The sequence below is a fragment of the Cohnella hongkongensis genome, from assembly GCF_042654645.1.
GTDB classification, from domain to species: Bacteria; Bacillota; Bacilli; order Paenibacillales; family Paenibacillaceae; genus Cohnella; species Cohnella hongkongensis.
This window is the reverse complement of sequence record NZ_JBHSEP010000016.1, coordinates 16,450-41,879: the sequence shown is the minus strand read 5'-3', so window position 1 is coordinate 41,879 and position 25,430 is coordinate 16,450. Positions and strand designations below refer to the sequence as shown.

The 25,430-nt window shown below is 59.4% G+C and carries 28 protein-coding genes and 1 other annotated feature; of the genes, 27 read left to right on the top strand and 1 reads right to left on the bottom strand.

Annotated elements, in window-relative coordinates; genetic code table 11:
• The first annotated feature begins 6 nt into the window (after positions 1-6).
• The 22 genes from mreC to ACFO3S_RS19225 all read left to right on the top strand — a co-directional run bounded on the left by mreC (position 7) and on the right by ACFO3S_RS19225 (position 18,912).
• Entirely contained in the window at positions 7-876 is an 870-nt protein-coding gene (mreC, locus tag ACFO3S_RS19330; RefSeq protein WP_378099456.1) for a rod shape-determining protein MreC, read from the top strand.
• A gap of 2 nt (positions 877-878) precedes the next feature.
• Positions 879-1,403 (top strand): rod shape-determining protein MreD, encoded by a 525-nt coding sequence (gene mreD, locus ACFO3S_RS19325; RefSeq protein WP_378099620.1) that lies wholly within the window; start codon positions 879-881, stop codon positions 1,401-1,403.
• 74 nt (positions 1,404-1,477) lie between these two features.
• Complete coding sequence (gene minC, locus ACFO3S_RS19320) at positions 1,478-2,143, top strand: septum site-determining protein MinC (protein WP_378099618.1); 666 nt, start codon at positions 1,478-1,480, stop codon at positions 2,141-2,143.
• A 5-nt stretch (positions 2,144-2,148) separates the two neighbouring features.
• Positions 2,149-2,943 carry a septum site-determining protein MinD gene (minD, locus tag ACFO3S_RS19315; protein ID WP_378099454.1) on the top strand — a complete coding sequence of 265 codons (795 nt, stop codon included), beginning with the start codon at positions 2,149-2,151 and terminating at the stop codon, positions 2,941-2,943.
• Between the two features lie 6 nt (positions 2,944-2,949).
• Positions 2,950-4,095 (top strand): FtsW/RodA/SpoVE family cell cycle protein, encoded by a 1,146-nt coding sequence (locus ACFO3S_RS19310; RefSeq protein WP_378099452.1) that lies wholly within the window; start codon positions 2,950-2,952, stop codon positions 4,093-4,095.
• 189 nt (positions 4,096-4,284) lie between these two features.
• On the top strand, positions 4,285-5,274 hold the full coding sequence (locus ACFO3S_RS19305) for a peptidoglycan DD-metalloendopeptidase family protein (RefSeq protein ID WP_378099450.1): 990 nt from the start codon (positions 4,285-4,287) through the stop codon (positions 5,272-5,274).
• Complete coding sequence (locus tag ACFO3S_RS19300; protein ID WP_378099448.1) at positions 5,267-6,142, top strand: site-2 protease family protein; 876 nt, start codon at positions 5,267-5,269, stop codon at positions 6,140-6,142. Before ACFO3S_RS19305 ends, ACFO3S_RS19300 begins: the two co-directional genes overlap by 8 nt.
• Before the next feature lie 59 nt (positions 6,143-6,201).
• A complete protein-coding gene (locus tag ACFO3S_RS19295) occupies positions 6,202-7,437 on the top strand; it encodes an Rne/Rng family ribonuclease (protein WP_378099446.1) in 1,236 nt (411 codons plus the stop codon).
• A gap of 94 nt (positions 7,438-7,531) precedes the next feature.
• Positions 7,532-7,634: a sequence feature (ribosomal protein L21 leader region), on the top strand.
• Positions 7,635-7,646: 12 nt separating this feature from the next.
• Positions 7,647-7,958 (top strand): 50S ribosomal protein L21, encoded by a 312-nt coding sequence (gene rplU, locus ACFO3S_RS19290; protein WP_378099444.1) that lies wholly within the window; start codon positions 7,647-7,649, stop codon positions 7,956-7,958.
• Between the two features lie 14 nt (positions 7,959-7,972).
• Positions 7,973-8,317: a ribosomal-processing cysteine protease Prp gene (locus ACFO3S_RS19285; RefSeq protein ID WP_378099442.1), complete on the top strand. Its 345-nt coding sequence runs from the start codon at positions 7,973-7,975 to the stop codon at positions 8,315-8,317.
• Between the two features lie 4 nt (positions 8,318-8,321).
• Positions 8,322-8,633: a 50S ribosomal protein L27 gene (gene rpmA, locus ACFO3S_RS19280; RefSeq protein WP_378099440.1), complete on the top strand. Its 312-nt coding sequence runs from the start codon at positions 8,322-8,324 to the stop codon at positions 8,631-8,633.
• A 189-nt stretch (positions 8,634-8,822) separates the two neighbouring features.
• On the top strand, positions 8,823-9,566 hold the full coding sequence (locus ACFO3S_RS19275; protein ID WP_378099438.1) for a Spo0B domain-containing protein: 744 nt from the start codon (positions 8,823-8,825) through the stop codon (positions 9,564-9,566).
• Between the two features lie 15 nt (positions 9,567-9,581).
• A complete protein-coding gene (gene obgE / locus ACFO3S_RS19270) occupies positions 9,582-10,919 on the top strand; it encodes a GTPase ObgE (RefSeq protein WP_378099437.1) in 1,338 nt (445 codons plus the stop codon).
• A 142-nt stretch (positions 10,920-11,061) separates the two neighbouring features.
• Positions 11,062-11,499 (top strand): ACT domain-containing protein, encoded by a 438-nt coding sequence (locus ACFO3S_RS19265; RefSeq protein ID WP_378099435.1) that lies wholly within the window; start codon positions 11,062-11,064, stop codon positions 11,497-11,499.
• 47 nt (positions 11,500-11,546) lie between these two features.
• Positions 11,547-12,833, top strand: a complete 1,287-nt coding sequence (locus ACFO3S_RS19260; protein ID WP_378099433.1) for a homoserine dehydrogenase — start codon at positions 11,547-11,549, stop codon at positions 12,831-12,833.
• Positions 12,834-12,858: 25 nt separating this feature from the next.
• Complete coding sequence (gene thrB, locus ACFO3S_RS19255) at positions 12,859-13,878, top strand: homoserine kinase (RefSeq protein WP_378099431.1); 1,020 nt, start codon at positions 12,859-12,861, stop codon at positions 13,876-13,878.
• Entirely contained in the window at positions 13,875-14,780 is a 906-nt protein-coding gene (gene pheA / locus ACFO3S_RS19250) for a prephenate dehydratase (protein WP_378099430.1), read from the top strand. The genes thrB and pheA overlap by 4 nt, the downstream gene beginning before the upstream one ends.
• A gap of 140 nt (positions 14,781-14,920) precedes the next feature.
• Positions 14,921-16,915 (top strand): LysM peptidoglycan-binding domain-containing protein, encoded by a 1,995-nt coding sequence (locus tag ACFO3S_RS19245; RefSeq protein WP_378099428.1) that lies wholly within the window; start codon positions 14,921-14,923, stop codon positions 16,913-16,915.
• Between the two features lie 64 nt (positions 16,916-16,979).
• Positions 16,980-17,681, top strand: a complete 702-nt coding sequence (locus tag ACFO3S_RS19240; protein WP_378099427.1) for a BofC C-terminal domain-containing protein — start codon at positions 16,980-16,982, stop codon at positions 17,679-17,681.
• A gap of 168 nt (positions 17,682-17,849) precedes the next feature.
• Entirely contained in the window at positions 17,850-18,146 is a 297-nt protein-coding gene (locus ACFO3S_RS19235) for a transposase (protein WP_378099425.1), read from the top strand.
• Positions 18,147-18,309: 163 nt separating this feature from the next.
• Positions 18,310-18,564 (top strand): hypothetical protein, encoded by a 255-nt coding sequence (locus tag ACFO3S_RS19230; RefSeq protein WP_378099628.1) that lies wholly within the window; start codon positions 18,310-18,312, stop codon positions 18,562-18,564.
• 15 nt (positions 18,565-18,579) lie between these two features.
• The gene (locus tag ACFO3S_RS19225; RefSeq protein WP_378099423.1) at positions 18,580-18,912 is read left to right on the top strand and encodes a hypothetical protein; all 333 of its coding nucleotides are present in this window, start codon (positions 18,580-18,582) and stop codon (positions 18,910-18,912) included.
• 366 nt (positions 18,913-19,278) lie between these two features.
• Here the strand turns inward: ACFO3S_RS19225 and ACFO3S_RS19220 are convergent, their stop codons facing one another.
• Positions 19,279-19,635, bottom strand: coding sequence for an aminoacyl-tRNA deacylase (locus ACFO3S_RS19220; protein WP_378099421.1), 357 nt, complete (start codon positions 19,633-19,635; stop codon positions 19,279-19,281).
• Positions 19,636-20,057: 422 nt separating this feature from the next.
• On the opposite strand from ACFO3S_RS19220, the gene ruvC reads away from it, so the two are divergent.
• From ruvC to queA, 5 genes are read left to right on the top strand one after another with little or no spacing between them, the layout of a single operon-like run.
• Positions 20,058-20,561: a crossover junction endodeoxyribonuclease RuvC gene (gene ruvC / locus ACFO3S_RS19215; protein ID WP_378099419.1), complete on the top strand. Its 504-nt coding sequence runs from the start codon at positions 20,058-20,060 to the stop codon at positions 20,559-20,561.
• Positions 20,558-21,181 carry a Holliday junction branch migration protein RuvA gene (gene ruvA / locus ACFO3S_RS19210; protein ID WP_378099417.1) on the top strand — a complete coding sequence of 208 codons (624 nt, stop codon included), beginning with the start codon at positions 20,558-20,560 and terminating at the stop codon, positions 21,179-21,181. Before ruvC ends, ruvA begins: the two co-directional genes overlap by 4 nt.
• A 28-nt stretch (positions 21,182-21,209) precedes the next feature.
• Positions 21,210-22,220 (top strand): Holliday junction branch migration DNA helicase RuvB, encoded by a 1,011-nt coding sequence (gene ruvB / locus ACFO3S_RS19205; RefSeq protein ID WP_378099415.1) that lies wholly within the window; start codon positions 21,210-21,212, stop codon positions 22,218-22,220.
• A 40-nt stretch (positions 22,221-22,260) separates the two neighbouring features.
• Positions 22,261-24,384 carry a SpoIID/LytB domain-containing protein gene (locus tag ACFO3S_RS19200; protein WP_378099413.1) on the top strand — a complete coding sequence of 708 codons (2,124 nt, stop codon included), beginning with the start codon at positions 22,261-22,263 and terminating at the stop codon, positions 24,382-24,384.
• Complete coding sequence (queA, locus tag ACFO3S_RS19195; RefSeq protein ID WP_378099411.1) at positions 24,381-25,427, top strand: tRNA preQ1(34) S-adenosylmethionine ribosyltransferase-isomerase QueA; 1,047 nt, start codon at positions 24,381-24,383, stop codon at positions 25,425-25,427. The genes ACFO3S_RS19200 and queA overlap by 4 nt, the downstream gene beginning before the upstream one ends.
• Positions 25,428-25,430: the final 3 nt, after the last annotated feature.

The window sequence follows — 25,430 nt, the reverse complement described above, 5'->3', positions numbered from 1 at the left end:
AAGCAGGTGAGCGCGATCTTTCGCTTAATGCGCAACAAGCGTTTGTTTATTCTCATGATCGGTCTAATCGTATTTATCGCCCTCATGGGGTTTACGTTAGGCCGGACCCGACTGACTTGGCCGGAGAAATTCGTGAACGATGCTTTCGGGACTGTGCAAGGAGTGTTCTACCGGCCGGTCGGAGCGGTCGCGGATTTCTTCCGCGATCTCGGCCGGCTTTCCGACGTCTATAAGGAGAACGAACAGTTCCGTCAGACGGTCGCCCAGTATACGCAGGACCAAATCAAGTTCAACATGCTCGAAGCGAGAAACAGGGAGCTGGAGGAGCTGCTGGGCTTCACGGAGCGTCAGAAAAACATGGACAACTACCGCTACCTGCCTGCGCAGGTCGTCGGCAGCACGTCCAATCCATACGAGAAGACGATTACGATCAACCTCGGAAGCAAGAACGGGGTCCAACCGGAAATGGCGGTCCGTACCTCGGACGGGCTGGTCGGGCTCGTGAGCAAGGTCAAAAATTTCACGTCCACCGTCACGTTGATTACGAATTTGGACCCGAGCTCGTCCAAAGGAACTCCCGTATCCGCAACCTTCCTCAGCAAGCCGGACTCTTTCGGAATTATCGAATACGACGAGGAAACGAAAACGCTGCTCATGTCCAAGATCGAGGAAAAGGACAAACCGGTGGACGGAGACACGGTCATTACGTCCGGACTCGGCAGCCTGTTCCCGAAAGGAATCATTATCGGCAAGGTCAAGAGCAGCCAGGTCGGCGATTTCGGATTGACGTATACGGCGACGATCGAGCCGGCGGCCCAATTCGAGCATCTCCGGGACGTGTTCGTCATCGTCGTGCCAGAGGTGGATGAGCCGTGAGCATGCGCATCAACTGGGCGATTCTGCTGGGGCTCGCGCTCGTCGTCGCGGAAAACGCGATCGTGCCCTGGCTGATTCCGCCGGGCTGGAGCGACAGGCTGCTGCCTCATCTCACGTTTGTTTTAACGATATTCGTAGCCGGCTATGCGGGACGCCATCCCGCCTTCCTGTTCGGGCTCGGCTTCGGGCTGCTTCAGGACGTGCTGGCCTACGGTCACCTTGTAGGCCCCTACGGCTTCGGCATGGGCCTGATCGGGTATCTCGCCGGCCTGCTCTCGGAATACAAAAGCTATACGGTCAACCTGTTCTCGTGGGCGGTGCTCGTGTTCGGTCTGCTGCTCGATTCCGTCGTCTATTTCATCTATAAGCTGTTTCGACTGACGGAATTGGAGTTCGCGCACGTCTTCTACTGGCAGGTGGCGCCGACCGCGCTCCTGCAGCTTCTGATCGCGCTTCTGATGTACGTTCCGGTGCGCCGCTATCTGGTCAAACCCGCGCATTCCTCGGGCGAGGACAGCCCGGAATAGGACGATGTTTAATCCGGCAGGCAGGAATTCCGCTTCGCGAAGCCGAATTTCAATTAGCGTAGGGAGGAGCGGGCATCGTGACGGGCAAATCTATCATAACGATCAAAGGCGTCAAGGAAGGACTCGTATTCCTGCTGGACGACCGATGCGACTTCGTCGAGCTGCTCGACGAGTTAAACGCGAAACTGGATAAGCACGGTCAGCAGTTCAACGGGCCGATCGTGCATATTTTCATAAAGCTTGGCGCCAGGCAGTTAAACGAAGAGGGCAAGGAACGCATCCGGGCGATCTTCCGCAAGCAGGGCAATCTGCTTATCCAGTCGATCGAGAGCGATCCGCCGGACGCCGATCCGGAAGCGGAGTCGGTTCCTCTTCTGCACACGATGACCGGAATGGTCAGATCCGGTCAAACGGTCGAGTACGACGGTCATCTGCTGCTGATCGGGGACGTCAATCCGGGCGGCACGGTCCGCTGCAGCGGAGACGTATACGTGCTGGGGGCGCTGAGGGGCAGCGTGCATGCGGGGACGACGGGCAACGAGGAGGCGATCATCGCCGCCTCGCTCATGCGTCCGACCCAGCTGCGCATCGCCGACGTCATCAGCCGTCCCCCCGACGAATGGACGTCGGCCGAGCCGTGGATGGAATACGCGTTTCTGCGCGAAGGCGCGATGGCCATAGACAAGCTGACGAGTCTGGGACGCCAGCGCAAAGAAGTTATGCTGTTCAAAGGAGTGTAGAGATCATGGGAGAAGCGATCGTTGTCACATCGGGCAAAGGCGGAGTCGGCAAGACGACGACGTCGGCGAATCTGGGAACGGCCTTGGCGATTCTGGGACAGAAGGTCTGCATGGTGGATACCGACATCGGTTTGCGCAACCTGGACGTGGTCATGGGGCTCGAGAACCGGATCGTGTACGATCTGATCGACGTGGCGGAAGGACGCTGCCGGGTCAATCAGGCTTTGATCAAGGATAAACGCTTCGACGAGCTGTATATGCTTCCCGCAGCGCAGACGAAGGACAAGAACGACATTTCGCCGGAGCAGGTTCGTCAGATCGTCGAAAGCCTGAAGCCGGATTTCGATTATATCATTATCGACTGTCCGGCCGGCATCGAGCAGGGCTTTCGCAACGCCATCGCCGGCGCTACCCAGGCGATCGTCGTCACGACGCCGGAGAACGCCGCCGTTCGTGACGCCGATCGCGTCATCGGCCTGTTGGAGAAGAGCCATTTCCCCTCCCCCAAGCTGGTGATCAACCGGATCCGGCCGGGCCTCGTCCGCAGCGGAGACATGCTCGAGGTGGACGAGATTTGCCAAGTGCTCGCCATCGATCTGATCGGGATCGTGCCGGACGACGAGTCCGTCATTAAAGCGGCGCATTCCGGGGAGCCTACCGTCATGAATGTGAATTCCCGGGCGGCTATCGCCTACCGCAACATCGCGCGGCGCATTTTGGGAGAGACGGTGCCCCTGTCTCATCTGGACGAGAAGTCGGGCGTATTCAGCAAAGTAAAGAAGTTTTTTGGAATGGGATGATCGGCTTTGCTTAACCGCTTGAAGAAGATGGACTGGATGATGCTGGTCATTCTCCTGATGTTTATGGGCATCAGCACGATCGCCGTCCGCAGCGCAACGTTCAACAACCCGGCTTACGTGAATCACGATATTAAAACCTTGATCTTCTACGGGATCGGTTTTGCCGTCATCCTGCTCGCTACGCTGGTCGATTACCGGCTTGTCTTGAAAATCTGGTATGTCTGGTACGCCATCGGCATTATAATGCTGGTGCTGATCTTCGTGCTGGTCGAGCCGAAGAACGGGGCGCGAAGCTGGTTTGAATTCGGAGAAGTGTCATTCCAGCCCGCGGAGATCATGAAGCTGTTTCTCATTATCGCGATCGCCGCGATCATGGGACGGAGGCAGGGCGATCCGCTCCGAATGCGCACCGACGTCATGGCCGTGGCGGCGTTCGCCTTCGTTCCGTTTCTGCTCGTCATGCTGCAGCCGGATCTGGGCAACGCGATGATCTACATTTTTATCGTGCTCGGCATGCTCTGGATCGGCAACGTCAGATATTCGTATGTCGTCATCGGACTTGCGGCCGTCGTCGGCGGTCTGCTGCTGTTCGTCACGCTGTTCAATTCCTACAATTCCGAGATCGAGACGTATTTGCGGGATCGCAAGCTTGGCCATTGGTACGAGAGAATCAATACGTACATCCATCCGGAGCAGGCGTCGGCCGACGCCAGGCGCCAATCGGAATACGCGATGATCGCCATCGGCTCCGGGGGACTGTCCGGAGACGGCTATCTGATGGGCGAGTCCAAAAACCGCAAGTTTATTCCGTATACGTATTCGGATTCGATCTTCGTCGTCATCGGCGAAGAGTTCGGCTTCCAGGGCTCGGCCCTGCTTCTGCTGCTGTACTTCCTGTTCATCTATCGAATGATTCTGATCGCCTACCAGTGTTACGACCGACGAGGCTCGTTCATCATTATCGGCATCGCCACGATGATGGTATTCCAGGTATTCCAGAACATCGGCATGATGCTCGGCCTGATGCCGATTACCGGCATCACGCTGCCCTTCATCAGCTACGGCGGCACCTCGCTGCTGCTGAATATGCTGTCGATCGGGCTCATTTTCAGCATTAAAGCGCACCAAGACAAGTACCAGTTGGATTCGTGACGATTGCGAGACCGGGTTAATCCGAAGCTTGTCTTCAGGCCGGACTCCTCCGCAGCGGGGCCGTCCTTCTGTCATCCGGGCGATGCCAGAGGACGGCTTCTTTGCGCTGCTCGCGCCGCTGCGCCCAGGTCTATTCCCCCCTTGTCCGCCATAAGGTAATAAGAGAAAAGAGGACAGGGAGGGCTGGCGATGCAAATACGGAATAATGTGCGCGAGCGAAGACGGGAAAAGATCGCCCGGCTTATCGAAGGGCAATCGGCCGAAAGGCGGCCTGCCGGGCCGCCGGACGAGGCCGGAGGCGAAGCGGACGCCCGTCCGCGCGACGTCTCCTGGTCGACCGTTCGGAACGAGACGCGCGCATCACCGGAATTCGACCGGCCTCGTTCGGATTCGGGCCAGGAGCGCTTCCGTCCGGAGGCCTCGCCGTCCGATCCGGATCCGGAGCTATGGTGGAGAGAGCGGGAACGGCGGATGAAGACGGGACAAGTTCCCGGCTGGCAAGGGCTTAAAGGCCTTCCTCCGACTTCCGCGCCCGCCGGAGGAGGCTCGTCCGCAGGCAGGGATCCCGGCCGCTTCCTTCGCGGCGTCGGCACAAGAATCGCGATCGCGTCGATCGCCTTGGCCGGCTTCTGGGGCTGGACGAGACTGGAGCTGCCCGGCAGCTCCGAGGCGCGTATGTGGCTGGCGGAAGCGGTGACGCAGGACATGGACTTCCGTGCGATCGAGGCCTGGTATGGAGAGACGTTCGGAGGCTCGCCCTCTTTTTTACCGTTCGGACGCGACGAGCCGGATACGCGGGAGGTGACCGCGCTGCTCGATCCGGCGGACACGACCGTTCCGATCCGCGGAACGGTCGCGGAAACTTTCGCGGCGAACGGCACCGGGATGCAGGTGGCCGCGGCTGCCGGCAGCGAGGTGTTCGCCATCTATACCGGCAAAGTTCAGCAAGTCGCGCAAGATCCGGCCGGGGGCGTGACGATTCTCGTCCAGCATCCGAACCACGTATTGTCCGTATACGGAGGCTTGGCGGAGTCGGACGTCCAGCCGAACGATTGGGTGGAAACGGGACAGACGCTCGGCCGGCTCGGATCCGCCGCGAACGGAGAGGCGAAGCTCTATTTCGCGGTGCAGCAGAACGGAACCGTACTCGATCCGGCGGAAGTGGTCGCCTTTGATTAAATGGAGAGGAATCGCGCTCCGTCTGCATCCGCTGTTCGTGCTCATCATGATCGGCTCGGTCGCGACCGGGCGCTTCGCGGAGCTCATCACCCTGTTCTTTATCGTGATGTGGCACGAGCTCGGACATCTGGCGGCCGCCCTGCGCTTCGGCTGGACGGTGAAGGAAATCAAGCTGCTGCCGTTCGGAGGCGTGCTGGAGGTCGAGGAGGCGGGCTCGGTTCCCGTGCGGGAGGAGCTGTGGGTCGCCGCTGCCGGACCGGCCCAGAACGCCGTTCTGGCGGCGATCGGCGGGCTGCTCGGATATTGGGGCTGGATCGACGAGGCCTGGTCGGACGATTTCGTGCGTGCCAACGCGCTGATCGCCCTTTTTAATTTGCTGCCGATTTTGCCGCTGGACGGGGGACGGATTTTGCAGTCGTGGCTGAGCTTGAAGATTCCGTATCACCGCACGCTGATGTGGAGCGTCAAGATCAGCCTGGCCTTCAGCGGTCTGATGGTCGCGGCCTCGGTCTATCCGCTCGCGCGGGGCGGGCTGCTTCATCTGAACCTGCTGGCCGTCGGCCTCTTCCTTTGCGCTTCGAATTGGACGTATTTCCGCAACGTACCGTTTGTTTTTTTGCGCTTTCTCGTGCATCGCAGCGAGAGGGCCGAGAAGCATTTTGACCGGGGAAAGCTGTCGCAGCCGATCGTCATTTCCGAGAATCGGCCGCTTTCCCGCATTTTGAAGCTGTATATGAAAGAGCAATATCACCTGGTATACGTTATGAGGCAGGGGAAAATCGTCGGCGTCGTTCCCGAAAAGGCGATTATCGACGGATTTCTCGGCCGTCTGACATCGGGGCATGCGGATTTGCGGTTTTTCATGTAGAATAAAAGGAACGGAGAATACGCGGAGCATGGACAAAAGTTCCGATAGGGAGGTTATGCATGAAGCAGCTGTTTATCCATTGTTCGAATCATGTCACCCAATCGGCGCTGATGGAGGACGGCGTATTGACGGAGTTCGCCGTGGAGCGGACGGAAGGCGCCTCGCTGATCGGCAATCTGTACAAGGGGCGGGTCGTCAATGTGCTGCCCGGCATGCAGGCCGCCTTCGTCGATATCGGCTTGTCCAAAAATGCGTTTCTCTACGTGGACGATGTGCTGCATCCTCACCTGGACAAGCAGCCGAAGGAGAAGCCTCCGATCGGGGAGTTGCTCAAGCCCGGCGACGAACTGCTCGTTCAAGTGATGAAGGAGCCGCTCGGGGGCAAGGGCGCCCGGGTGACGACCCACTACTCGATTCCCGGGAGATGGCTTGTCTATATGCCGGATGCGGATTACATAGGCATATCGAAGAAGATCGAGCTGGAGCAGGAGCGAAGCCGGCTGAAGGGCTTGGCCGAGTCGATCCGCCGGGAAGGGGAGGGCGTCATCCTTCGGACGAATGCGGAGGGAGAGAGCCGCGAGGCGCTGGAGGAGGACTTGAACGGCTTGCGGAACGTATGGCGGAGCATCCTCGAGCGCAGCAAGCATGCGCACGCGCCGTTCGAGCTGCATCGCGACACGGGACTCGTGGGCCGAATGGTCAGAGACGTGATCACTCCGGATACCGAGCAGCTGATCATCGACGACGAGGCCAGCGCCCGGGAGGCGAGGGCTTATTTGCGTCAGACCGCTCCCGCTCTGGAAGGACGGATACAGCTGTACCGGGAGTCGAAGCCTCTTTTCGAGAAATTCGGGATCAAGGAGCAGCTCGACAAGGCCTTCCAGCCGAGAATATGGCTGCCGAGCGGCGGCTATCTCGTCTGGGAGCAGACGGAGGCGCTCACGGTCATCGATGTCAACACAGGCAAATATACCGGGTCGGTCGATCTGGAGGAGACGGTCTTCCAGACGAACGGAGAGGCGGCCGACGAGGTGGCCAGGCTGCTCCGTCTGCGCGACGTCGGAGGCATCATCATTATCGATTTTATCGACATGGAGACGGAGGAGCACCGCCACCAGATCGAGCAGAGGCTGGAATCGCGCATGAAGCGCGACCGCACCAAATGCCTCGTCGTCGGCTGGACGCGGCTCGGGCTGATGGAGCTGACGCGCAAGAAGGCGCGGGAGAACGCGATGAATTATTTCTACGAGACTTGCGCGGCTTGCAAAGGCAGCGGAAAAATTTACGTTCGATAATAGAGGGCTGACGGCAAGTAAGGACGAAAATAATTTATCTTGTATTACCGAGCTCGATATGATAAAATCCTATAGTGCGTGCAATCTGAGGATATGCAGGCTACAACCGCACTCCACCGGGTCGACAAGATCGGCGCTGTCCTAGCTCATCGAAGCCGCGGCATCCGACACCCTATGAGGCGAGTCTTAGACATAAGGAGGTGCACCAGATGTACGCAATTATTCAAACGGGCGGCAAGCAGTACAAAGTTCAAGCCGGCGACGTGATTTTCGTCGAGAAGCTTTCCGCGAACGCGGGAGACAGCGTGACGTTCGACCACGTGTTGGCCGTCTCCAAAGACGGAGGACTGACGACGGGAGCCCCGACGGTTGCCGGAGCAGCCGTAATCGGCAAAGTCGAGCAGCACGTCAAAGGCGAGAAGATCATCGTCTTCAAGTACAAGCCTAAGAAAAACTACAAGCGCAAGCAAGGCCATCGTCAACCGTACACGAAAGTGACGATCGAGAGCATCAAGGCATAAGCGAGGCCGCCGAGATGATCGCGATTACGATCGTGCGCAACGACGAGAGGGCTATTTTACGGTTTACCGTAACGGGGCACGCTTATTATAACGATCCCGGCAAGGACATCGTCTGCGCCGGCGTATCGGCTGTCACGATCGGAGCGGTCAACGCGATCGAGAAGCTGACGGGACTGGCTCCCCAGGCGGTATCGAAATCCGGGCTGCTCAAGGCGGAAGCGCCGCATTGCGCGGACCCTCGGCGAAACGATCAAGTCCAGCTGCTGCTGGAAGGGATGGTCGCCGCTCTCGAATCTATTGTGGAATCCTACGGCAAGTACGTGACCATAAAAGAAACCTTTGAACAAAAAGGAGGTTGACACCATGTTGAAGTTAGATCTTCAGTTATTCGCCTCGAAAAAAGGGGTCGGATCGACGAAGAACGGACGCGACAGCCAATCCAAGCGCCTTGGCGCGAAGAGAGCCGACGGGCAGATCGTCACGGCCGGAAGTATTCTGTACCGCCAGCGCGGCACGAAGATTCATCCGGGCACGAACGTCGGCATCGGCAAAGACGACACCCTGTTCGCTCTGGTGCCGGGCGTCGTGAAGTTCGAGCGTCTGGGACGCGATCGCAAAAAAGTGAGCGTCTATCCTGTAGCGCAAGCTCCGGTAGCTGCCGCGCTTGAAGTTTAATAGGGCATCCAGAACCCCGGCCAATGCACGTTGGTCGGGGTTTTTGCATGGACGATTCGGCGAGCATCGCCAACGTTCCGGCCGGCGTGGTCGCGCGTGTCCCTCCATGGTATACTGAACGGGAGCGACTTCCGAACGTTGGCCGGAGAGGATACACGAAACGGGGATACAAGCATGAGGTTTGGGAAAATGTCACTGAAGGAGCCGGCGGCTCTCGCGTCGCTGGTACTGCCTGCCGCGGCTGTCCTGATCTGGCCTCGTTCATGGTGGCCGTTATTCGTATTCGTGCTGTGGACATTGGCGGTATTCGCCGTGTTCGCCGCCTGGCAAAGAGGCAGGCATCGCGAGCAGAGCGGGAAGCTGATGGCGCGAGCCCAGCTGTCGACCATTCGGACGCTCAGCCACCATCGTCACGATTGGATGAACGAGCTGCAAATTTTATACGGATACTTAAGGTTGAACAAGCTCGATAAAGCGGTCGACGTCGTGGACAGAATAAGAGCGAGAATGGAGCAGGACAGCAAAGTCTCCCAGCTCGGCTGCCCCGAATTGTCGGTCTACCTGCTGTCGTTCCGTACGTTCTGCGACACGATGCGTCTGGAGGTCGACGTCGAGGACGGGGTATGCTTTGACAAGCTGCCGCTGGCTCCGGAGAGACTGTGCGGATCGATTATCGGTCTCGTGAACGTCATCCGCTTCCGCGCGTCCGTCCCGTTAGGCGGCGAGAACGTGCTTAAGCTTGCTCTGTCTCAGGAGAAGAACGCGTTGAAGCTCGTCATGCAGTATTGGGGGGAGCTGGCGGCGACCGACAGCATGACCGAGGAATTGGAGAAATGCGTGCAAGGAACAGGACGGCTGGACGAGGAAATAGAGCCGGCGGACAATTCCCCGCAAGGGCGGAAGATGGTGTTCCATTTTCCTCCGTCGGCATAATGGAGTGAACACATCATGTTTGTGGATAAGGCGAAAATATTTGTTAAAGGCGGGAATGGAGGAGACGGTCTCGTCGCTTTCCGCAGAGAGCTGTACGTGCCCGAGGGCGGACCGGCGGGCGGAGACGGCGGCAACGGAGGAGACGTCATCTTCCGCGTGGACGAAGGCTTGCGGACGCTGATGGATTTTCGATACCAGAAGCATTTCAAGGCGCCTCGAGGGGAGAAGGGGCGCAACAAGTCGCAGCACGGCGCCAACGCCGAGCCGATGATCGTTCGCGTCCCGCCCGGAACGATCGTCACGGACGACGACACCGGGGAACGGATCGCCGACTTGACGAGACACGGGCAGGAGGTCGTCGTGGCCAAGGGCGGCCGCGGAGGGCGAGGGAATATCCGCTTCAAGAGCTCGGTCAACACCGCTCCGGCCATCGCCGAGAACGGCGAGGAAGGCCAGGAGCGCTGGGTGACGCTGGAGCTGAAGGTGATGGCCGATGTCGGTCTGGTCGGCTTTCCAAGCGTGGGCAAATCGACGCTGCTGTCGGTCGTCTCGGCAGCTCAGCCGAAGATCGGCGCCTACCATTTTACGACGATTACGCCCAACTTGGGCGTCGTCGATCTGGACGAGGAGCGCAGCTTCGTGATGGCCGATCTTCCGGGTCTGATCGAGGGCGCCCACACGGGCGTCGGGCTGGGGCATGAATTTCTGCGCCACGTCGAGCGTACTCGCGTCATTCTGCATGTCGTCGATATGTCGGGGATGGAAGGGCGGGATCCGTTCGACGATTGGGTCAAAATCAATGACGAGCTGAGACTGTACAACGCGAAGCTGGCCGACCGCCCTCAGATTGTCGCGGCCAACAAAATGGACATGCCGGAGGCGGAAGAGAATTTGGCCGTTTTCCGGGAACAAGTGGCGAACCTGAGACCGGATATTGAGATTATGCCGATCTCCTCCTTGACGAAGAGCGGGGTCCGGGAGATGCTGCATCGGGTAGCCGATCTGCTTGAATCTCTGCCCGAGACGACGGAGGAGGAAGCGGAGGAGCAGAAGGCGAAGGCCGAGGAAGGCGTCGTTTTCCGGTACGAGGCGAACGACGATATGGCGTTCACGATCGCTCGCGACAACGAGGTGTACGTTATCGAGAGCGAAGGCGTCGAACGGCTGATGCGCCGGACGCAGTTCAACTCCTACGAAGCGGTGATGCGGTTCGGCCGCATCCTGCGCGGGCTCGGCATCGACGACGCCCTTCGCAAGCGCGGCGCCAAGGACGGCGACACGATCCGGATCGGGAAATTCGAGTTCGAGTTTTTCGAGGGCGGCAAGGACGAGTATTTATTCGAGGACGAGTAACGACGGCCGGTTATGAAGACTGTCTTGCGGGAGAGGAGACCCGGGGCGGTCTTTTTTTTATGAAAGCCTATTGCCGCGAGCCGTTCATTTCGTTATAATGTCCACTATATATATACACTCGTCTTTCTTGGGAGGACGCAATATGGCGGAGCGTTATTTCGTCGTCCGCGAGGACTTGCTGCCGGAAGGGATACTGAAGACGGAGCAAGCGAAGGAGCTGCTCAGGCGGGGGGACGCGGCGACGGTTCACGAAGCCGCGGAGCGCGTCGGCTTGAGCCGCAGCGCCTACTACAAATACAAAGACGGAGTTTACCTGCTCGAACAAGCTTCCCGGGAGTCGATCGCGACGTTGTCGATGGATCTGGAGCACCGTTCTGGCGTACTGTCCAAGGTGCTGGGCATCTTGGCCTCGAGCGAAGGAAACGTATTGACGATCTCTCAGTCGATCCCGCTGCAAGGCCTGGCCAACGTCGTCGTCTCGATCGATACGGCGAGAATGGGCGGAGCGCTGCCGGAGCTGTTGGAAAGGCTCCGCTCGCAGGACGGGGTCAAGCGGGCAAGCGTCGTCGGGCGCAGTTAAATAAGCAACGATCAGGATAGCGGACAGCTGGAAGCGGAGGAATCAAGATGAAGCCGGTAAAAGTAGGATTGCTTGGGTTGGGAACGGTCGGTACGGGCGTCGTCAGAATCGTAGAAGGTCATCAGGAGGATCTGTCCAATCAGGTCGGATCGCCGATCTCGATCGCGCAAATTCTCGTCAAGGATCGCAACAAGGGGCGCAGCATTGCCGTCGACGCTTCGAAGCTGACGGAGGACCCGTGGGAAATCGTAAGAAACCCGGACATTGACGTGATCGTCGAAGTGATGGGCGGCATCGCCCAGACGAAGGACTACATTCTCGAGGCGCTGGAACGCGGCAAGCATGTGGTGACGGCCAACAAGGATCTGATGGCGCTGCACGGACCGGAAATTCTGGAGAAGGCCCGGGAGAGAGGCTGCGACGTGCTTTACGAGGCGAGCGTAGCCGGCGGAATCCCGATTATCCGTACGCTGATCGAAGGCTTCTCCTCGGATCGGATTACGAAGATTATGGGCATCGTCAACGGGACGACCAATTATATTTTAACGAAGATGAGCCAAGAGGGGGCGGCCTACGCCGAAGTGCTGAAGGAAGCCCAGGAGCTCGGATACGCGGAGGCCGATCCGACTTCCGACGTGGAAGGGCTGGACGCGGCCCGCAAAATGACGATCCTGTCGTCGCTCGGCTTTCGCTCCAACGTCGCGCTCGATCATGTCAGCGTTAAGGGCATCAGCGGCGTGACGCAGGAGGACATTCGCTATGCGAAGCGCCTCGGATACGAGGTGAAGCTGCTCGGCATCGCCGAGCGCCAGGACGATCTGATCAGCGTCAGCGTGCAGCCGACGATGGTCAAGACGAGCCACCCGATCGCATCGGTGAACGGCGTATTTAACGCGGTCTACGTGCACGGGGAAGCGGTCGGAGAGACGATGTTCTACGGCGCCGGCGCCGGAGAGCTGCCTACGGCGACGTCCGTCGTCGCCGATCTGGTCGCTGTAGTCAAAAGTATGAAGCTGGGCGTCAACGGCCGCCAATCGCAGCTCAGCTACAACGTTCTGAAGCTGAAGACCGACGAACAGATCGCTTCGAAGTTTTTCCTGCTGCTGCACGTCGAAGATCGCGCCGGAGTTCTGGCTCAGATCGCTCAGGTGTTCTCCGATTGCGACGTCAGCATCGAGTCTGTCATGCAGCCCTCGACTCCGCATCAGTCGAGCACGGAGATTATTATTATCACGCATCAGGCAAGCAAGAAGGCCATGGAGGAAGTGCTTCAGGCGTTCGAAGGCTTGTCCGCCGTAAGAAGGGTGAAGAGCGTGTACCGCGTGGAAGGCTGAACATCAGACTTAAAGGAGCTTTCATATGCAAGCAGGCAAAGCAACAGAAGTGCAAGCGGCGCCCGGCCGCGTCATCGTGAAAGTGCCGGCCAGCACGGCCAATCTGGGACCGGGCTTCGATTCGCTCGGAATGGCGTTATCGTTGTACAGCTGGATCAGCATGGCTCCGGCGGAGAAGACCCGGATTACGCTCGTCGGGGACCATCTCGCAGGCGTCTCCGAAGACAAGACCAACCTGGTGTACGAGGTGGCGCAGGCTGTCTTCCGCAAGGCGGGAGCCGACCTGCCGGAGCTGGAGATCGGCATTCGCAGCGACATTCCGCTCGCCCGGGGACTGGGGAGCAGCGCAGCCGCCATCGTGGGGGCGCTCGTAGCGGCCAACGCGCTTGTCGGCGGCGCTCTGACGGAAGACGAGCTGTTCCAGATGGCGTCGGAGCTGGAGAAGCACCCGGACAACGTCGGAGCTTCTTTGTTCGGAGGCATCGTGGCGGCATCCTGGGACGGAGACCGGGCCGATTACGTGAGGCTCGAGCCTCCGGCAGGCATGGAGGTGCTGGCGGCGATTCCCGAATTCGAGCTGGCGACGAAGAAAGCGAGAAACGTTCTTCCGGAGCAGGTCTCGATTAAGGATGCGGTATTTAACGTGACGCACAGCTCGCTGCTGACGGCGGCATTGGCTTCGGGCCGACTGGATCTGCTGGGGCGCGCGATGAGGGATCGCCTGCACCAGCCGTACCGAGCGGCGCTTATTCCGGGCATGGAGAAAATATTGCGCGAGGCGACCGGCCACGGCGCCCTCGGGGCTGTGCTCTCCGGGGCGGGACCGACCTTGCTGCTGCTTGCGGAGACGGCGCAGATTGCGGACGGAAGCCTTGTCGCCTTCGTCGAGCGCGTGATGTCCGGAGAAGGAATCCGGGTAAAGACGCGCTGGCTTCAGCCGTGTCTGCACGGACCTCAAGTCCGGCAAGTCGCGAAGAGCGACCCGGAATTCAAGGAGGAGCCGCAGGTCTACCTGCAAAGCGTTCAATCGGAGGTGGTCGTATGAGCAAGAAAAAATCGGTCGCGCTGCTTCCCCAGGGCACCGTGTCGGATGAGGCCGTTCGTTATTTATTCCGTGGGGAGGACGTAGAGTACGTCTACTGTAAAATGATCGCCGACGTGTTCCAGTCGACGGCCCAGGGCCGTACCGATTGGAGCGTCATTCCGATCGAGAATACGATAGACGGCTCCGTAAATCTGCATACCGATTGGCTCGTTCATGAAGTGGACCTGCCGATTCGAGCGGAATGGGTCTATCCTTCGATTCAGAACTTGATCGGATTCGCTTCGGAATTAAGCGGAGAGAACGGCCGCTGGGATCCGAACAAGATCGTCAAGGTGATGAGTCATCCGGTCGCGATGGCCCAATGCTTGAAGTTCATCCGGGCGAATCTGCCTCATGCGGAGCTGGAGACGCTTAGCAGCACGTCGGAAGCCGTTCGGACCGTCATGAACAATCCCGGCAAGGGCTGGGCGGCGCTCGGCACGCAGCTGGCCGCGGCGGATATGGGGCTGGACGTGCTCGAGCATGCGGTCACCGATCACGACAACAATTTTACCCGTTTTTTGCTGGTCGGCCATACGCCGTACGAGAATCCGGAGGCGACCGCGCAGAAAACGAGCGTGCTGATTACGCTGCCGGAGGACTACCCGGGCTTGCTGCATCAGGTGCTGTCGGCATTCGCCTGGCGGCGGATCAACCTGTCCAAGATCGAGTCGAGGCCGACGAAGAAGAAGCTGGGCACGTATTATTTCTACATCGATATCGCCTACGGGCTCGACTCGGTGCTCCTCCCCGGAGCGATTGCCGAAATCGAGGCGCTCGGCTGTCAGGTGCGGCTCCTCGGCTCCTATCCGAGCCTCCCTTACGAACCGGCGAAAGCCGGCAACGGCTCCTCGCTCCGATAAAAAAATCCGGCATGCCGACAGGTTGCCGGATTTTTAACGCATATAGAGGTCAAAAGCCCAGAACCTGCATAGGATGTAAGGATTACGCGAGGGCATTCGCCCGGTCGTGAGCCACTTCATCACTATCAGGAGGGAACGGCGTGAAAATCCATATCGTCAAACAAGGGGATTCGCTGTATTCGATTGCCCAGAAATACGGCGTATCGCTGGAGGAGCTTCTGAAGGCCAATCCGAGCATCAGCAACCCCGACGTGATCGACGTGGGAATGAAGGTGAAAATTCCCGCGCAGTCGAAGACGCCGCTGGGCGTCATTCACCAGCATATCGTGCAGCAGGGAGATACGCTGTGGAAGCTGTCCAAGGCGTGGGGCATCCAGCTGACCGATCTGATCAAATCGAATCCGCAGCTGAAAAATCCGAACGCTTTGCTGACCGGCGAAGTGGTCAATATTCCGCAAACTTCGGCCTCCGGCGAGGAGACGACCGCGACGATGCACGGCAAGGCGAATACGGGCGCAGTCTCGGGCTCCGGGGGCAAGGCCGATACCGGCGTCAAGGCGCAGGAGACGGCTCCGGCGCCTGTCGTCATTACGCCTGCCGAGACGCCTGCGCCGCAGCCCGCTCCGGCTCAGCCGGCGCCGGTGAAGATCAAGCCGCTACAAGAGACGAAGCCGATCTACGGGCTCGAAGTTCACGAGCAGGTCGAATTGATCCAATATCCGGTCCATGTCTCCCCCGAACATGCCGGGCAGACGGCGCTGCATCCGGGATACGGCATGCCGTATCCGGGCGTCGGGTCGCAGCAGATGTATCCGGGTCAGGAGTACGGCGGTTACGGCCACAAGCATCCCGTCGCCGGCGGAGAAGGATGGCCCGGAGGCTATGGCGCGTCTCCGCTCGGAGGCGTCCCGGCGAATTGGGGCGGGCTGTACGGGCAGCAGGACATTTCCTACAGCCCGCCGGACGGCGCCTCCGTCCACGGCGCGATGACGGGCGCGAAACCGTCGGACTGCAAGCCTTGCAGCGCCAAATCGTCGCTTCCTTCTAACCTTCAAGCCGCCGAGGCCTATGCGAATGCGGCCGGATATGCCGACGGCAAAATTCCGTACGGGCCGACCCCGTTTGTCGCCGGCGTCTCGTCGCCCGACAAGGCGAGTCCGTTCTCCGGCGGATATGGAGCAGGTCCGGGTGCGGTCAGCCCGCTGTCTGGCGGGTACGGAGCAGGTCCGGGCGAGGTGAGCCCGTGGGCCGGCGGATACGGAGCAGGTCACGGCGCGGCGAGTCCGCTGTCGGGCGGATATGGGGCAGGTCCGGGTGCGGTCAACCCGCTGTCTGGCGGGTACGGAGCAGGTCACGGCGCGGCGAGTCCGCTGTCGGGCGGGTACGGAGCAGGTCCGGGCGAGGTGAGCCCGTGGTCCGGCGGGTACGGAGCAGGTCCGGGCGAGGTGAGCCCGTGGTCCGGCGGGTACGGAGCAGGTCCGGGCGAGGTGAGTCCGTGGTCCGGCGGGTACGGAGCAGGTCCGGGCGAGGTGAGTCCGTGGTCCGGCGGGTACGGAGCAGGTCACGGCGCGGTGGGTCCGCATTCAGGCGGGTATGGAGCAGGTCACGGCGCGGTGAGTCCGCATTCAGGCGGGTACGGAACAGGTCACGGCGCGGTGGGTCCGCATTCAGGCGGGTATGGAGCAGGTCACGGCGCGGTGAGTCCGCATTCAGGCGGGTATGGAGCAGGTCCGGGCGAGGTGAGCCCGTGGTCCGGCGGGTACGGAGCAGGTCACGGCGCGGTGAGCCCGCTGTCGGGCGGCTATGGAGCAGGTCCGGGTGCGGTCAGCCCGCTGCCGGGCGGGTACCCGGGCATGCAGTCCGGATACGGATACGGGGCGCCGGGATATTACGATCCGGGGTACGCCGGAGGTTTTCCGGCGATTCCGCCGATGCCGGGCTTTCCCCCGATCCCGCCGATGCCTCCTCTGAGGGAGGAGAGCAGCGAGCAAAGATCCGGCGCCGACGAGGAGGAGGCGACGATCCAATCGTCCTCATCCGCGAAAAAGCGCCAATCCAAGCCGAAATCCAAGTCGGTCTCGGTTAAAATCAGCAAGCCGAAGCGCAGAGAAAGCCAGCCCTGGATAAAATGGTAATAAGAGCGCATAGCGCCGGAATCCTCTGGCAACACTAGAGAAAAACGAAGAGAAGGGGATTCCGGTGTCTCGCTTCCGTATTTTCAAAGAACTGAAGAAATCGTTAAAACGCAAACGCCGCCATGTCTGGTCCCTCGGGATGATCGCATTCGCCTTCATGATGGCGTCTCTGGCAGGCACCTGGATCGCGGATCGCGTCGTTGCTCCGATTAGCATGGAGACCCTTCGGTCTGCGGAAGCGGCGCCGGTCTGGCCGGACGAAGAGCCGGCGGCCACTTCCGCGCATACGCTCCGGGAGCGGACGCTGCTCGCCTTGCAGGAGCGCAAGGGCGATGTCGAGCTCGTCCTGCACCGATCCTACTTATGCGGGGAGGAAATTCGCAGGCTCGGGAGGCATTCCGCTTCCCGGGCGGCCGAATTGCTGAAGTCTCATCGCGAGTGGAACGCCAGCCTCGACGCATCCGGCAAGCTGACCGTAAAAGAAGAGGTCGACGACCTTTCGCCGCAGTGCCGCAAGACCGCCTACATCGGCATGGATACCGAAGGCAATCTTTCCTTGTTCGACGGGCCGCCTTGGAAGGAGAAGGTGATCCGCACCTTTTTCCAGCTTGACGTGGACATGCTCGAGTCCAGATTGGGGAACGATCGCGTTCGGGAGCTGGCCGAAGGCATTCGCGTCTCGGACAAGGACGAGTATAACAGCGTGCTGTCGACCTTTAACGAATACGCGAGCAGCATACGTTCTCAAGCGCAGCCGCGGCCGTAGTCGCTGCGGAAGAGAGAAGACGTCCTCAAAAAGGGGCGTCTTCTTTATTGTGCGGCTGACCCATCCGCTCCGATTCGTTCGCGCGGTCCGCCTGGAGCTAGAATAAAAAGTGGACACCGCATAAGAGCAGTCAGATAATGAAGACAACAAGAAAAAGAGGTGTCCGGTGTGGGGGAGCAAAGACAACATTACAGCGAAGAAATCAAAGAGCAAGTCGTTCCGTACGTTCAGGAGCAGACAAAGACACTGCCTCAAATTGCAGAAGAACTGAATGTGCCAAAGGGAACGATACGACAGTGGCAAGCGAAGTACCGCAAGTTTGAGAATGAACCGCTCGTAGATCGCGAAACATTGCGTCAAAAGGACCAGCAGTTGCAGGAACAAGAGCGCACCATTGAGGATCTCAAAGAGGAAATCGCCATCCTAAAAAAGGCAATGCACATCTTCAGCAAAGAAAGGAACTAAGGTTCCGGTTCATCGAGGATCATCGCTCCGAGTTTCGAATGGAGAAGATGTGCGCAGTTCTAGACGTATCCCGGAGCGGTTACTATAAGTGGTGCCAAGAGAAGGCGAATGAGAACTCGTACCAGAGACGCCGCAAGGCCTTGCTGGCACGGCGGGGAGGCTGATGCAAGAAAATGGTCTGCGCTCGTGTGTATTAAAGAAGTTCAAGGTCACGACAACGGATTCCAATCACACCCACCCGATTGCGCCAAATGTGCTCAATCAACAGTTTAGGACGACGGCAAAGGCTGCGCATGGCCTCGGCAAGCTTGATTTTTTCAAGGTAGGCCAGAAAGATTTTGATGCCACCGAAGCTCGTGGCATTTGCAATGAAAATACGGTCTTGATTTACCTGACGGGTGTGGTAGACTTCACCTGAAAAGTGCTCCTCTCTTTGGGTGATGTTGTTCCGACTTCTCAAAACATAGGCACAAGCTTTTCATCCGCTTATATCAAAACATGGAACAAACCGTTATCTACTGCTGAATGGATACTTGAGAGACCTAAAATTGATGGAGATTTTTTAAATGTTAATTTGGCAAAGGGCAACACAACTTTTTCTAATGCACGTTGGTCAAGTTCAGCAAACGGGACTTTATCGAACATGACCGATACATCAAGCACAGAGAAATTCATTATGAAGAACCAGGCAGTAACAACTACTTTAGCTAGTCCCGGATCAATTTCAAATGGTTCGTTTACAGTTACATGGAGTAACTACAAATAAAAATGGTATTAGGGGGGGTCAATGTTGTCAGGTTAAGCCGTTGTCGTATGCGATCGACGGCATACGGTCGATGGTATGCGACCGATCGTATGCGATCGGAGGCGCGCAACCTGCCGGCAACGTCTAACGGTTGCAGTGGCGCTTAATCGATCGTTTTCCCGAAAAAGGAAAAGCTAACGGTTGCCACCGCGCTTATTTTGGGGTTATCGAGCGAAACGGCGCGTTTTCGGCGGAAATAGCCGCTGCTGCAACCGTTACAATCTCCGTACTGCGAAAATGGCACAAATAGCGGCGCTGGCAACCGTTACGTTAGTGGGCTGGCGGGGGCTCGCGGGGTTGGTGTGTGTTGGCCTGGACTGGCGGGGGTTAGCGGAGTGCGTAGGTTGGTCTGGACTGGCGTGATGCCGGTTCTCCCGTACCTCCGTAAACAAATGGGTAACGGAAAAGTTTTTTATCTACAATACAAGGCAAAGAAACGACTAAGGAGACGCTTCCCACAGTGTATCCAGTTATTTGCCGGACTTCTTTTGGAGCTGCCATTTCCAATTGGCCGCATCCTAAAACGCCTGATATTTCATCTAAATTTACACGCCCGCGATTTCCAGAAACAATCATTGCAAAATATCCTTTTTCTGACTTGAGAACTAATGTGGGTGCTGTTTCCAAAGTATTCTGCGCCTTCCCGTGCTGTACGAATCGGTTGTTCATGATGAATAATTTCATATTGAACTCCTTTTTCTTGCAAAATCGCTTTTAAATTATCCATAAACAGCTGTACTCCTCCAGTAATTCGAAGTCTTGCTCGCAGGTTGTTGCCGACTTTCTTGTGCAGCTCCAAGAAACGAGACCAGAACAAGTAGTCGTCAATTTCCTTTGTCGCTGCCCCTTTAAATCGTTCCATCCGATCTTTTATTCGCCTAAGAACGCCGGCCGGCTTTTCCGAATGCCGCTTTCGCAGCAGCAGGCCGCCGAGCGTCGATGAGAAGCGGTCGGGCGCAATGCGAGGGACGCGGTCCCGTAATGCGTTCTCCTTCTGTTCTCATGGAGAAGAACTTTTGCTATAATGAAGAGTATTATTTTTTATTATTTTTAAGATTTAATAGAGCATAGTGTACATAGAGACGCTAGAATCGGGGGATCGTTTCATGAGAGTGCTGGGAATCGACCCTGGGATAGCCATTATGGGATTCGGGTTTATCGACAAGACGGGACACAAGCTGACTCCCGTGCAGTACGGGTGCATCGAGACGGCGGCCGGAACGCCGCAGGAGACGAGGCTTAAGCAAATCTACGAGGCCGTATGCGGTCTGCTGGATCAGTATAAACCGGATACGGTTGCGGTCGAGAAGCTGTTCTTCAACAAAAACGTGACCAACGCGTTCAGCGTCGGACAGGCCCGCGGAGTGTTCATGCTGGCTGCCGCCCAGCGGGGGCTGCAGATTGCGGAGTATACGCCGATGCAAGTGAAGCAGGCGGTGGTCGGCTACGGCGGCGCCGAGAAAAGACAAGTCCAGGAAATGGTCAAAATGCTGCTGAAATTATCCGCCATCCCCAAGCCGGACGATGTGGCCGATGCGCTGGCGGTTGCGATCTGCCACGCGCACTCTATCGTCCTGAACGAGAGAATGAATGGAGTGACGCGCCGGTGATCGATTATTTGCGGGGCAAGGTAGCCCATGTGGAGGCCGAATACGTTGTGCTGGACGTTCGGGACGTCGGCTATCAGGTATATACGCCGAATCCCTACGGATTGGCAAGATCCGAGGAGCCTGTGCAGCTGTATACCTATCATCATGTTCGCGAGGACGCGATACAGCTGTTCGGGTTCACGACGAGAGACGAGCAGGCGCTGTTCCGCCGGCTTCTGGAAGTGTCGGGCATCGGGCCGAAGGTGGCGCTCGGCGTGCTGGCGGGCGGCCGGCCCGAGAACGTCGTCGCCGCGATCCAGCAGGAGAATCTCGCTTTCCTGACGAAGCTTCCGGGCATCGGCAAGAAGACAGCCCAAAGAATGATTCTCGATCTGAAAGACAAGCTCGGATCGATCGACAGCCGCTGGGCCGTCGCGTCGATGATCGAGCTGCAGCCGTCTGAGGCTCAGCCGGAGGATGGAGGGGCGGCATGGGCGGCCGCGCGCGAAGCGCTGGCGGGCCTCGGCTACCGGGAAGCGGAGCTGGACAAAGCCTGGCTGTCCATGAAGGACAGAATCACCGGCGAGGAGTCGCCCGACACGCTGATCAAGGTCGCGCTGCAGCAGTTGTTCCAAGGATGATCGGCAAGCGGGAGAGGAGGCCGGAACGATGGAAGAGGAGCGTATCGTCACCGCGAATCTGATGATGGAAGACCAGGCGGTGGAATACAGCTTGCGCCCTCGCTACTTGGCGGAATATATCGGCCAATCGCAGGTGAAGGACAATCTGAAGATTTACATAGAAGCGGCCAAAATGCGGCGGGAGCCGCTCGATCACGTGCTGCTGTACGGGCCCCCGGGGCTGGGCAAGACGACGCTGTCCAACATTATCGCCAACGAGCTGGGCGTTCACATTCGCACGACGAGCGGACCGGCGATCGAGCGGCCGGGCGACCTCGCGGCGATTCTGACGAATTTGCAGGAGAACGACGTCCTGTTCATCGACGAAATTCACCGCCTGCACCGGACGGTGGAGGAGGTGCTGTACCCGGCGATGGAGGACTTCGCGCTCGACTTCATTATCGGCAAGGGACCGAGCGCGCGCTCGGTCCGGCTCGATCTGCCGAGGTTCACGCTGATCGGGGCGACGACAAGGGCGGGTCTGCTGTCCGCGCCGCTCAGAGACCGCTTCGGAGTCGTCAGCCGGCTGGAATATTACGGCGAGGACGAGCTCTCGTTTATCGTGACGCGAACGGCGGAAATTTTCGGCGTCGGCATCATCGGCGAAGCTTCTCGGGAAATCGCCAGACGGTCTCGAGGCACGCCTAGAATCGCCAACCGGCTGCTGAAGCGCGTTCGCGACCACGCCCAGGTGAGGGGCGACGGCATCATTACGGAGGAGGTCGCGCAGGACGCCCTGGAACGCATTCAGGTCGACCCGATGGGGCTGGACAGCATCGACCATAAGATGCTGCGCGCGATGATCGTCAGCTTCGGCGGCCGACCGGTCGGACTGGATACGCTGGCGGCGTCTATCGGTGAAGAAAGCCAGACGATCGAGGACGTGTACGAGCCGTATTTGATGCAGATCGGATTTTTGCAGCGGACGCCGAGGGGCAGAGTCGCAACGTCGGCCGCCTATCGGCATCTGGGTCTGCCCTTGCCCGAGTCCGACAACTGATGACCGTTCCACGACTACAACATGACGGAGGTATTCTATGATGGCAAGCGCTTCTACGAAGACAAAGCCTGTCCGGCTGCTGCTGCTCGTCCTGCTCTCGGCCGCTCTGGCGCTGAGCTCTTCCCCGATCGTCGCGCGTGCGGCGGTCGTCGTTCCGGAGACGATCCGCGTGGCGCTTTTCCTGAATCTCGGCGCCGGCAAGTATCAGGCGATCACGCCGACGGCCACGCTGTCCTCGGAAGGGGGCATGCGCCTGATCTGGAGCGACGGCCAGACGAACGCGCCAATCGGTTCCGTTCCGGCGGGACAGGCGGCGATATTCGCGATGGACGCTTATCGCGCGCTCGTTCTCGAGACGGCGGACTACAATGCCGCCGTCGCCTCTCTGAAGATCATCCAAGCCTCCTCCAGTGCAGGGGCGATTACGCAGCTCGGCAAGTCCGGCCAGACCGTCTATCAGGTGACGGAGGGCGCTTACTCCAGCGCAGCCGGAGCGAGCGCCGCGCTCGCCAAGTGGACGAGCGCCGGCGCCGCGTCGGGTCCCGCGCTGTCGAAGGCGAGAGTCGTGGGGCCGTGGGCAGTTGAGACGGGAGCCTATCCGAGCTTGGCGGAAGCGCAGGCGGCCGCCGACCGGCTGGGCGATGCGGGGCTGGAAGCGTTCGTCGCGCTGAAGCCGCGCGGCAACGCTTTGCAATTCGTCGTGCGGGTCGGTCAGGAGCAGGACGCTTCCAAGCTCGCCTCGCTCCGGCAGGCGGCCGCAGCCGCCGGGGGAGCCAATCTGCGCATTCCCGAAGCGGGAGAGCCGTATGCGACGATGCGCCAGAATGTGACGCAGGCGGACGGGGCGGCGACGTGGTACGCGCTTGCTGCCGGGGCGTCTTCGGTCATCCGGGCCGAGCCTGCAGGCGCCGACGGCATCCTGCTGGCGGAGCGCAGCAAGAGGACTTACCGGGGCCATCTGGAAGTGAGCGTCCTGAATCAGTCTTTGGCCGTTGTCAACGAAGTTCCCTTCGAGCAGTATTTGTACTCCGTCGTCGGAGTCGAGGTCGGTCAGAGCTGGCCGCTGGAAGCGCAGAAAGCGCAGGCGGTCGCCGCCCGAACGTACGCGCTCTTCGCGGGCACGGGCTACCAGATCGCCAACGTCGTGGATACGACGCTGAGCCAAGCTTACTACGGCATCGGATCGGAGAACGCGAATTCCACCGCCGGGGTCGACGCGACGGCCGGGGAGGTGCTGACGTACGGGGGCAAGCCGATTAACGCGGTGTTCTCTGCCAACGCGGGAGGAAAGACCGCCGATAACCGGATCGAAATCTGGGGCGGGGACAACTCGTACTTCTCTGCGGCCGCGCCGAGTCCCGACGAAGGGCCGGAGCAGGGCAAGATGATGTGGTATCATGTCGCCCTCTCCAACGGGATGAACGGATACATCCGGTCGGATCTGCTGGTCGACAGCGGCCGGAAGCACGTTAGCGGCGCAAAAATATGGCGGGTCAGCGAAGACGGAGTCGCCGTTCGCTCGAGGCCGCAGATCGTCAGCACGGTGGAGCCTTTGACGCGTCTGAATACGGGAGAGCTCGTCGTGGAGCTGAAGCAGGTTCCCGAATATAACGACTTCAGCTGGATCGAGGCGCCGATGACGCCCGACCGGCTGCTGGAAGCGCTGAACAAGAGGGCCAAAACGCCGATCGCAGGCCCGCTCCGCACGCTGGAGGTGTCCAAGCGCGGTCCGTCCGGGAGAGCGACGGAGGTGAAGGCGAATGGGGTGGCTGTCGATGTCGGCGTGGGAGACAATCTGCGCGGCGCGCTCGGCGGCATCAAGAGCACGCTGATCTCCATCGAGGAGACTGGCCGCTTCACGATCGTCGGAGGCGGCGGCCGTACGAGGGAAGTGCCGGGTCAGGGCGGAACGCTGCAGGTGGCCGGAGCGGACGGCAAGGCGCGCAGCCTGACCGCTTCTAACGTGTATGTCATGGATGGAGACGGCGGCTTGCGGGCCGCGACGACTTCGCCCGGCTTCGTGATCTCCGGGAACGGCTACGGACACGGCGTAGGCATGTCCCAATGGGGCGCGCGCGGACTCGCCGAGCAAGGGTATGACTACCAATATATTCTGAAATACTACTACCAGAATGCGACAATCGAAAAGGATGCCAAACGATGAACGTTAGCGATTACGATTTTGATCTGCCCGAGTCCTTGATCGCCCAAACGCCGCTGCCGGACAGAACCTCGTCGCGCCTGCTCGTGCTGCATCGATCGACGGGAGCCGTCGAGCATCGCGTGTTCACCGATTTGGCGGAATATTTGCGGCCGGGAGACACGCTCGTGCTTAACGACACGAGGGTGATTCCCGCGCGTCTGTTCGGCGTCAAGGCGGAGACGGGCGCCAAGGCGGAGCTGCTGCTGCTCAAGCGGATCGAAGGCGACCGTTGGGAAGCGCTCGTTCGTCCGGGCAAGAAGCTGCACCGAGGAGCGAGGATCGTATTCGGCCCTGCCGAGCGGCCGCTAATTACCGCAATCGTGGAGGAAGAGGGAGAGCTTGGCGCAAGAATCGTTCGCTTCGAATATGAGGGAATCTTTAACGAGCTGCTGGATCGGCTCGGTCATATGCCGCTGCCGCCTTATATCAAAGAAACGCTGAACGACCGCGAGCGCTATCAGACCGTATATTCGCGCCACGAAGGCTCGGCGGCTGCGCCGACGGCCGGACTGCATTTTACGAAGGCGTTCCTCGAACGGCTGCAAGCCGACGGGGTGAAGCTCTGTCCGATCACGCTTCACGTCGGGCTTGGGACGTTTCGTCCGGTGTCGGCGGAAACGGTCGAGGAGCATGAGATGCACGCCGAGTGGTATTCGGTTAGCGAGGAGAGCGCCCGGCAGCTGAACGACGCCCGAGCCGGAGGCGGCCGGATCGTCGCCGTCGGTACGACTTCGGCCCGGACGCTGGAGACGCTCGGACAGCGCTTCGGGGATCGGCCTGTAGAAGCGTGCAGCGGATGGACGGACATTTTCATTTATCCGGGGTACGAATTTAAGCTGGTCGACGCGCTGCTGACGAACTTCCACCTGCCGCGCTCCACTCTCGTCATGCTGGTCAGCGCGCTGGCCGGCCGGGACAACATCCTCGGCGCCTATCGGGAGGCGATCGAGCGCGAATACCGTTTTTTCAGCTTCGGAGACGCCATGTTGATTGCCGGCGACTGAACG